Origin of the sequence: uncultured Campylobacter sp. (assembly GCF_938031315.1) — a bacterium.
Lineage (GTDB): Bacteria > Campylobacterota > Campylobacteria > Campylobacterales > Campylobacteraceae > Campylobacter_B.
Genome location: NZ_CALHHT010000399.1, coordinates 1 through 8778, shown reverse-complemented (window position 1 = coordinate 8778; position 8778 = coordinate 1). Strand labels below are relative to the sequence as shown.

General features: G+C 45.7%; 8 protein-coding genes. 4 read left to right on the top strand and 4 right to left on the bottom strand.

From position 1 onward, the window contains the following. Positions 1-268: NAD(P)H-dependent glycerol-3-phosphate dehydrogenase (locus Q0236_RS10045; RefSeq protein WP_367274747.1), on the top strand; the 268-nt coding region annotated here is incomplete at its 5' end. Positions 269-1042: 774 nt separating this feature from the next. On the opposite strand, the gene Q0236_RS10040 is transcribed toward Q0236_RS10045, so the two are convergent. Together Q0236_RS10040 and Q0236_RS10035 are read right to left on the bottom strand one after the other, a co-directional pair. Continuing rightward, positions 1043-3490: a molybdopterin-dependent oxidoreductase gene (locus tag Q0236_RS10040; protein ID WP_297917364.1), complete on the bottom strand. Its 2448-nt coding sequence runs from the start codon at positions 3488-3490 to the stop codon at positions 1043-1045. A gap of 13 nt (positions 3491-3503) precedes the next feature. Beyond that, entirely contained in the window at positions 3504-4070 is a 567-nt protein-coding gene (locus Q0236_RS10035; RefSeq protein ID WP_297917362.1) for a hypothetical protein, read from the bottom strand. 127 nt (positions 4071-4197) lie between these two features. On the opposite strand from Q0236_RS10035, the gene Q0236_RS10030 reads away from it, so the two are divergent. After that, positions 4198-4779 carry a Crp/Fnr family transcriptional regulator gene (locus tag Q0236_RS10030; RefSeq protein WP_297917360.1) on the top strand — a complete coding sequence of 194 codons (582 nt, stop codon included), beginning with the start codon at positions 4198-4200 and terminating at the stop codon, positions 4777-4779. Positions 4780-4924: 145 nt separating this feature from the next. Here the strand turns inward: Q0236_RS10030 and Q0236_RS10025 are convergent, their stop codons facing one another. Further along, complete coding sequence (locus Q0236_RS10025) at positions 4925-5332, bottom strand: DUF805 domain-containing protein (RefSeq protein ID WP_297917357.1); 408 nt, start codon at positions 5330-5332, stop codon at positions 4925-4927. Positions 5333-5630: 298 nt separating this feature from the next. Further along, positions 5631-6656, bottom strand: a complete 1026-nt coding sequence (locus Q0236_RS10020) for a hypothetical protein (RefSeq protein WP_297917355.1) — start codon at positions 6654-6656, stop codon at positions 5631-5633. Positions 6657-6838: 182 nt separating this feature from the next. Here Q0236_RS10020 and Q0236_RS10015 point away from each other — a divergent pair, with 182 nt between their 5' ends. Together Q0236_RS10015 and Q0236_RS10010 are read left to right on the top strand one after the other, a co-directional pair. Beyond that, positions 6839-7642: a transporter substrate-binding domain-containing protein gene (locus tag Q0236_RS10015; RefSeq protein WP_297917353.1), complete on the top strand. Its 804-nt coding sequence runs from the start codon at positions 6839-6841 to the stop codon at positions 7640-7642. Positions 7643-7868: 226 nt separating this feature from the next. Then, the gene (locus Q0236_RS10010; RefSeq protein WP_297881487.1) at positions 7869-8681 is read left to right on the top strand and encodes a transporter substrate-binding domain-containing protein; all 813 of its coding nucleotides are present in this window, start codon (positions 7869-7871) and stop codon (positions 8679-8681) included. The last annotated feature ends 97 nt before the right edge of the window (positions 8682-8778 follow it).

Below are 8778 nucleotides of genomic sequence, written 5' to 3'. Positions count from 1 at the left end.
CTTAAGCGGCGTGGGCGATCTGTTTTTGACCGCCTCGAGCGCGCTATCGCGAAACTACCGCGTGGGATTAGGGCTTGCGCGCGGCAAAGGGCTCGAAGAAATTCTGTGCGAGTTGGGCGAGGTCGCCGAGGGCGTGGCTACAACCGAAGCAGTCGTAAATATCGCGACAAAGCACAAGATCTACGCTCCGATCGCTACTGAGGTCGCGCAAATTCTGCGTGGCAAGGACGTAAGAGTAAGCCTGAAGGATCTGCTGCGCAAAAGATAGCCGTACGATGAAATTCTCTCGCTAAATTTTAGTGGCGGATTCGGCTTACATAGGTTTTGATTTAGCCGCTATATTTGTGAAATTTAGTTGCTGGTTTGCGGATTTTGGTCGTTGTTTGTTTGGATCTGTTTACGCGGCTTTAATTTGAAATTTTGCTTTAAGCTTGAGTGCGAAATTTTAAAGCGAGGTCGTAAAATTTTAAAAAGAGGCTAGAATTTTAAAACATTTAATGTGGATCGCAGGTAGTTTATAAGCGCTACTGCTTCGTTCTGCTTGCGGCCGTCGGTGGTTGACGGCTGAGAGTGGAGCGGACTGCTTGTCCGCGACCGGGTAGGTCAAAATTTTTGATATGTCAGATTTAAAAATTAAGGCGTGGTATTTTTTTTAGGCGAGGCGGAAATGAGCCGAATGAAGGAGCGCAATCGTGTGCTTTGGATAGAATTTGCGGTAAAATGAGGCGGAAAGGCATAAATTTTGAAAATATTCAATACAGATGATGTGTAGTTTCGATAAATTTTTAGTGCTTGCAAAGGAGCGGACTATTCGTCTGCGACTGCGGCGAGTTAAAATTTTACAGAATGTCGGTGTATTATAAATTTTAATACAGGAGCCAAGGCGAAGTATTTTATAGAAACATTTTGCTTTGCAAAAACGCTACGCTTGTTTTGAGATGATTTTTGTGGTTGCGACGTAAAATTTCGGCGTAGATAGAACACATAGTTCATCGAGCCGAAATTTTACTAGCTCCGCAAAAAGCGCTCAAAAGACAACGCGCTACAAAGATTGTAAGATTTTAGGTTTACTAAACGCCTGTATCGGCCTAATCTCTCCCTTAAATTTCTCAATCTGCGCTAGCACGGTGTGAGCCGAGTTGCTCTGCGCGAGACTTGACGTGCCCTTATCAAACGTAAGCACGTTTACGCAGCCATGCTGGCAGAGGCTCTTTTCGCCCCAAACCTCTGGATCGTACCACGCGCCCTCGCAGATCGCTGCGACGCGCTCGGGCACGATGTCGGTAACGAGCACGCCTGCCAAAATTTCGCCGCGGTCGTTGAAAACGCGCACGATGTCGCCGTTCGCAAGCCTGCGAGCTTCGGCGTCTTTTGGATTTATCAGCACCGGCTCTCTGCCGCTAACCTCGGCAAAATTTCTGATGATCGAGTTGTTTAGCTGGCTGTGCAGGCGGTAGCGAGAGTGCGGACTTACGATGTGGATCGGGTACTTCGCCGTCTTTTTCGCATCGCCTAGCCACTCTTTTGGCTCGATCCAAGTAGGCATCGGCGGGCAGTCGGCATAGCCCATCTTAGCGATTACCGGCGAGTAAAGCTCGATCTTGCCAGACGGCGTGCCGAGGCGGTTTTTGGCGGGATTTTCGCGGAATGCCGCAAGGCGCGTATATAGCGCGCTGCTCTCGTCGTCCTTTTCAAAGCGCACGAAGCCTTTGTCGTAAAATTCCTCAAAGCTAGGCATCGTTATATTTAGGCCTTTGGCTTGCTCTACGGCATCGGCGTAGAATTCCTTCATCCAGCCTAGCTCGTCCTTGCCCTCGCTAAAGACCTCGCCGTATCCCCAGCGCTTGCAGATCTGCTCGCAGATCCAAAAGTCGCTCTTGCTCTCGCCCATCGGCTCGATTGCAGGCCTGTAAGCGACTATATATTCGCCCGTAGCGCCCGTTTGGTTGATGTCGTTGCGCTCGACCTCGATCGCGACGGGAAGCACGATGTCGCTAAGCTTCGCCGTGCTCGTCCAGTAAGGCTCGGCGGTGATAACGGTATCAAATTTACGCCACTGCCTCACAATATTATTCACGTCTTGATGGCGCGTAAACATCGATCCGCACGCCATATAAGCGACTCTCATATGCGGCAGCTTGATCTTGGTGCCGTCATAATCGATCTGCTTGCCCGGATGCTCCAGCGCCTCGATGCTGCGAGAGGACGGGATGGTGATGTTTTTCGCGTTTTTCCAAGGCGCAGAGCCCGTGTTTTCGTATTTCTCATCTATACGAGTGTTAAGCCCCTTTAAAATCGGAGCCACCTTATTCGTAGCGCCCGCAGAGCCGTAGCCTAGGCTAAATTCAAAGCCGAGCCCCTCCTTGCCGATATATCCCAGCATCGCATTAAGCGCCACTAGCGCCCAGAAAGGCTGCTCGCCGTGATCTGCGCGCTGCAAACCGCGACCGATTAGGATCGTGGTCGGCTCCTTTGCAAGCGCCGTAGCAAATTTCGCAATAGCATCCTCGCTAAGCCCGCAAATTTTGCTCGCCCAAGCTGCGTCCTTTACGATTTTATCGCTCTCGCCTAGAAAATACGCTTTAAATTTATTAAATCCGACGGTGTATTTTTTGATAAATTCCTCGTCGTAGAGGTTGTTCGTAAACAGATAGTGGCACATGCCGATGATGAGCGCGGTGTCGGTGTTCGGGCGCACGATGATATCTTCGCTGCCGAAGTAACGCGCGGTGTCGTTTCTCATCACGTTTACGCTGTAGGTTTTGATGCCCGATTTTTTAAGCTCTTGCATGCCGATGTAGCCGTCGTGCGTAGGCGGAATGGATGAAATTTGATTGGTTACCGCAGGATCGGTCGCCCAAAATACGACGTTTTTGGCGTTTTTGACGATCGCTTTCCACGTAGTAGGCGCGTCGTAAACGGCGCTTGAGCCCAGCACGTGAGGCATGATGACGAGCCCCGCGCCGGTCGAGTAGTCGCCGCTTTCCTCTACGTAGCCGCCTAAAATTTTAAGCATTCGGTGCGCTACGGTGCGTCCCCAGCCGATCTTACCGCTGCCGCCCCACCAGTAGCACTCGCCGTAGATCGCCTCGGCGCCGTATTTGTCGAAATTTTCTTTCAAAGCCTTCGCCGCTAGATCAAGGGCCGTGTCCCAACTAACCCGCACGAACTCCTCTTTGCCGCGCAGTTCGCTCTTTGCCGCGCCTTTAGCCTTCAGATAGCTTTTGCGCACCATCGGATAGAGCACGCGGTTTTCGTTTTGGATATTATCGGGCAGGCTGTAATTCATCGTGTTTGGAAATTTATCGCCTTCGAAATCGCTTACCGAAACGATCTGCGACGAGTTTAAATTTAGCCAAAAGGGACCGAATCTGTTCGCGCCGAATACCTTTTTGTTATCAAAAATCGTCTGCGTTACTCCCTCAATCCTGCTAGCACTTGCTGCGCTTGCGCCTAGAATTCCCGCCTTTAAAAAGTCTCGCCTTTTCATCTAATCTCCTTTATCATTCAGGTTTTTTTGCATTGTGTTGTAGATATTTTATGATCAAATTTAGCTCGTCGCCCTCAAGCGCTACGTAGTTTGCGTTGATCATCTCTTGCAGATTCGCAGGCCATTGATTTGCCGTGAAGCTCTTTGGCTCATGCAGGCGGTGACACGCTGAGCAGATCTGCTCGTAGTTCGTCTTTGCCTCCGCATAAAGCGCCTTAGCGTCCTTAGCTACGGCATCCGAACTGATCTCGTAAATCCCCTCGGCTTCGTACCAGATCTCGCCGTAATCGTCCTCGAGCTTTTTGCCCTTTTTAAAATTCGCTTCGGCTTCATTCGTAAAAATCGCGTAAATTTCAGCCTCTTTCATATTTTTTTGGATCTGAAGCTGATAGTTTTCGCTCACGACGCCTTTGATCTTAATCTTGGCAACGCCACCTTCGCTGGATATCACCTCGATCGGTGTTAAAATTTCAGCCTCGCCGATTGCTTTTCCCTCCTGCGAGATCGTAGCGGTTTTAGAGATCACCTCGCCGCCAAAAAGCGAACACGCACAGATAAATGAGATAAAAATTTTCCTCATAAAGTATCCTTTCTAGGTTGTCTTTAACGCGAATTATAAATCAAAGATAAATTTAAATTTGTCGCGATTGCGACGAATTTATCCTTTTTATGTAAAATTTACGTGAAATTTTATGCAAAGAGCTGCTATGATAGATAGACTAAATAACGATTACAGCGAGAAATTCGACTTTTTAAGCAAGGAGCGTATTGCTAAATTTAGGCGCGAAAGCTACGCTCGCGGCGACGTGATCTACGCGCAAAAGTTTAAATTTATCATTCTGCTGCAGGGTAAAGCGAAGCTAAACTGCTACGAAAACGGCAAGGAATTTATCTTTAGCTTCGTAAGAAGCGGCGCCTACGTCTGCTTGGATAAAAACACGAGCCTTGAAATTTTAAGCGACTGCGAGACGCTACAGATCAATATCTCGGAGCTTTTCGAGCTACTCGGAGATGAGTTTGCAAGCTCGATCATAAACGCGCTTATCAAAAACCTCCACTCGCAGCGGATTTTGATAAAAGAGATCGTCTTTGCGAAAATCCAGACGCGGATTTTAAATTTTCTAAACCGCATCGCAAATGCCGATAAGATCGTGGAGCTTCCCTTTAATATAATGACGCTGGCAAGCCTGCTCGGAGCGCCTCGCCAAAACGTCTCCTCGGCTATTACGAGACTCGTAAACGACAAAAAGATCGTGAAATTAAAGGGCAATAGGATTAAAATTTTATAGTCTGAATCTGCGCAGGGGATCTAAATTTAGACGAAAAGGATTATTTTAAGCGAAACCGCCTCATAAGACAAAGGGCTAAAACCAAAATGGGATTAGCCCTAAATTTAGCTTATTTGCAAAGCTTATGTGTGCTACAAAGCTGCGTTTAAAAAATCGAGCCTCTGCTTGCAGGTCGCAACGGATCGTCTCCAAAGCGGTTGCGTCCATTAGTGCCTTGCTGGATAAAAAACACGATCAATACTACCGGGCCTATTATCGGGACAAAAATTAACAGATAAAACCAGCCACTTCTATCGGTATCGTGCAGACGCCTTACCGCTACGGCAATAGAAGGTAAAAGTATTGCCAATAAAAAGATTGAGTTAATGAAACCGATCATTCTACCGGAACTCGTAACGGCATAGGTGCCTAAAAAGCCATCCAATACTAACGTTATAATTCCTAAAAGTGCCGCAAATAATGCAAACCACCAGTACTCTGAACGTGGTGCACGCCCCTCAAAGTTGCAATAATTCTCTTTGAGACAAGTGCGAACAGACTCTATAAAAGTCATCTCAAACTCCTTTTTAAAAATAAGATAAATTATATAACAATGGCACTTAAATTTATCCTTTATATTGATTAAATTTTAAAATTTACCTTCGCAGCCGCGCTGTCTGGCAAATACATTAAAATTTATCTCGAATGAACTTAATAGCGAGCTGTTTTATAAGCGGAGGAGGGTAGGTTAGGCGGAACAAATTTTACTTTTTCGCTCGCTCTAAATAACAAAGTAGGGCGGCTGCGACTAGCACAATTATAATAGCGATTTTATCTGCTTTGCCATGCCATAGCCGTATAAATTTTAAAATTTAGCCCTTTTGACGGCTTAAAATTTTAGAAATTTTTGCGGCGTCGTAAGTTTTTGCCTGCGCTTTTAGAAACTCGCAAAGCTCTTTCTGCTTACAAAGGTCGTGAACGAGCAAAAACTCCACCGTGTCTGTATCATCCAGTACTGCGGCTAGCTTAATCAAGCCCGTTAACTCATTTTGCGGTAGCTCGCGCAAGCTTTGGAATTTTAAAATTTCCTCCACATAGCGTAATCTCCCGTCGCGGAATTTTTTAAATCTCGCGCTCTTTATGAACTCACGAGCGCGTGGATCAGGCGGATTTTTATATGCCGAAACGATAAAACCTGCATCTCGTAAAAATAGCAGCTCTCCGCCTGCAACCGAGCTTACCACGCCGCTAATATCTGTAGCGCCCAGCTCAAGAAGCAATGAAAACGTCTCAAAATCTCCGCACGATGTGGCTAGATGTAACGATCCGCTTGCATGTATATTTGCGCCGTGCTCTACCAAAAATCGCACTAATCGCAGCACATCCGCATTTTTTAAAATTGTGCGACGTCCTAACTTTTCGCTTGGAGTTATCAAATTCTTTTCGTCTGCACCCAAATCAGCGCTGCTTGGCGCATCAATACCCGCACCAAAATCAAGCGGACAGCCGTAAGAAATCGCAGTTTGCAACGGCGAGCCAATATATCCTTCATTGTAGTTCAAATCAGGCTTAAACGCAAGTATTCGAGTAATTCGTGTAAAATCAAGCTTTCCACTTCGCATTAGTTTCATATTTGCAATAAATGGCGTAAAAATCCGCTCGCCAAACTCCCCGAAATCCTCGTCGATCCTGCCCCTGTTTTGCGCCGCGAAGGCTAAAAGTGCGTCCAAGCCCGCATCTATCTGCGCATCGCTAGCATTTTCATCGTAAAAAATTTCAAAATTTGGCTGCGATAAATTTGACTCTGCTTGCTGTGAAGCAGAAACTCTCGGGCCATCCTTAGCGGCGCCGAAAGCGCAGATTGCAAGCAAAAGCCACAAAAAGATAAAATTTTTCATATCGCCCTTTTTATAAATTTCGTTCGATTATATCAAAACCGAAGCCTAAATTTGCAAAAGCGGAATAAAAATTTTTATCACTTAGCCCAAAAAAGGCGCTAAATTTCGGCAAAAAAGCCACCTTTGCTTTATATTGTGGTAAAATGAGAGCGGTGTAAAAATTCGCGCCGAAAGGAGAGATTATGAGATTGCTTTTTACTTTGATTTTATTGTGCGCGTCACTTTTTGCAAATACGCTTGAAGAGATTAGACATCAGGGTGTCGTTAGAATCGGCGTCAGAGATGGCAGGCCGCCTTTTAGCGAAGAAATCGGCGGTAAATTTGAAGGCTTTGAGATCGAGCTTGCCAATGCGATCGCAAAGGCGATTTTCGGCGCTAAACAAGGCGAAGTGCAGTTTGTCTCTCTAAGCGCCGCCGATCGCGTCTCGTATCTAGTCAATAATAAAGTCGATATGGTCGCAGCTACCTTCGTCATCGATTCGGCGCGTAAAAATCACGTGGACTTCTCGATGCCGTATTTTTCGACCAATCTCGGCGTACTAACTCGCAAAGCAGACGCCATCAAAGATATATCGCGTTTGCGCGATATGAGGCTCATAACCGAAGAGGGCACGACCGTAGATAATTACCTCAAAAAAGAGAAATTTAGCAACGTAAGCTACTGCAAAAGCACAAGCGAATGCTACGCGATGATCCGAGACGGCAAAGCTGACGGATACATCAATTTAAATATCACGGTGCTAGCCTACGCCGTCGTAGACGATACGCTCGAAGTGCCGTTTCAAAACTTCGGCAAGCCCGATTTTATAGGTATCGGAGTACAAAAGGGAAATAAGGAGCTACTTGATTTCATCAACGCAGAGCTTGTCAAGCTAAGCAAAGAGGGCTTTTTTAAAAAGGCTTATCAGGACACTTTCGAGCCTTTTTACCGCGGTACGGCGGATAAAAAATACTTCCTTTTAGACGGAATTTATGACTTATTATAAAAGCGAGCTAGAAATTAAAATATAAAATTTATCGCAGGCATCTTACATAACGAATAAATCTTGGGATTTAAAATTTTTCAAATTCATTAAATTTTAAATCCCCACTTCGCCCCTAAATTTCAAACCTGCATACGCGCGGTGATTGAATTTTAAACCGCTTGCATTTATTTTCTCTAAAATATATAGTGCTATAATTATTTCAAAACTAAAAAGTAGGGGGCTTTTTATGAGATTACTTTTTATTTTAGCCTTATTTTGCACTAGCATTTTTGCAAATACACTAGATGAAATCAGGCAGGCAGGGGTTATCAGAGTAGGCGTGCGCGAAGGTCGTCCGCCACTAAGCGAGTCTAATAACGGCAAGTTTGAGGGTTTTGAAATCGAGCTTGCTAGCTCGATCGCCAAAGACATTTTCGGCGATAAAAAGGGCGAAGTGCAGTTCGTAGCCGTAACCGCAGGCGATAGAATCCCGTTTTTGAAAAATAATAAGGTCGATATGGTTATCGGCACCTTTATGATTACGCAAGAGCGTAAGAAGCAGGTGGATTTCTCACTGCCGTATTTATCGGTAAATTTTGGCATTGTAACGCGTAAAGAGGATCAAGTGAAGGACTTCGCACAGGTTCGCGATATGAGGATTTCAATTGAAAAGAACCCAAACGGCTCGATGACCGAGCGCTATCTGCGAAAAGAGAAATTTAGCAATTTAGTTTACTGCAAAAATACCTCCGAGTGCTACGCGATGATGAAGGACGGCAGAGCCGACGGTTACGCCAATGACAACATCATCGTCCTAGCCTATGCCGTCGTGGACGATACGCTCGAAGTGCCGTTTAAAAACCTAGGCGCGGCGGAATTCTTAGGCGTCGGCGTGCAAAAAGGCAATCAAAGCTTGCTTGATTTCATCAATGCCGATCTAATCAAGCTAAGCAAAGAGGGCTTTTTCAAAAAGGCTTATGAGGACACTTTCGAGCCGTTTTACCGCGGCACTGCGGATAAAAAATACTTCCTGCTAGACGGAATTTATAATATGCTTTAGATCTTAGAATTCTAAGGCGCGGAATTTTGAAATTTTGAAATTCCGCTTCGCACACGGCGAGTAGAATTCCGCGATCTGCAAATTTTGGAATTTTAGT

What these genes read in the sequence shown, in the direction of transcription:
- Q0236_RS10010 (WP_297881487.1), top strand. Translation starts at nt 7,869, where the DNA reads ATGAGATTACTTTTTATTTTAGCCTTATTTTGCACTAGCATTTTTGCA.
- Q0236_RS10020 (WP_297917355.1), bottom strand. Translation starts at nt 6,656, where the DNA reads ATGAAAAATTTTATCTTTTTGTGGCTTTTGCTTGCAATCTGCGCTTTC.
- Q0236_RS10040 (WP_297917364.1), bottom strand. Translation starts at nt 3,490, where the DNA reads ATGAAAAGGCGAGACTTTTTAAAGGCGGGAATTCTAGGCGCAAGCGCA.
- Q0236_RS10030 (WP_297917360.1), top strand. Translation starts at nt 4,198, where the DNA reads ATGATAGATAGACTAAATAACGATTACAGCGAGAAATTCGACTTTTTA.
- Q0236_RS10015 (WP_297917353.1), top strand. Translation starts at nt 6,839, where the DNA reads ATGAGATTGCTTTTTACTTTGATTTTATTGTGCGCGTCACTTTTTGCA.
- Q0236_RS10025 (WP_297917357.1), bottom strand. Translation starts at nt 5,332, where the DNA reads ATGACTTTTATAGAGTCTGTTCGCACTTGTCTCAAAGAGAATTATTGC.
- Q0236_RS10035 (WP_297917362.1), bottom strand. Translation starts at nt 4,070, where the DNA reads ATGAGGAAAATTTTTATCTCATTTATCTGTGCGTGTTCGCTTTTTGGC.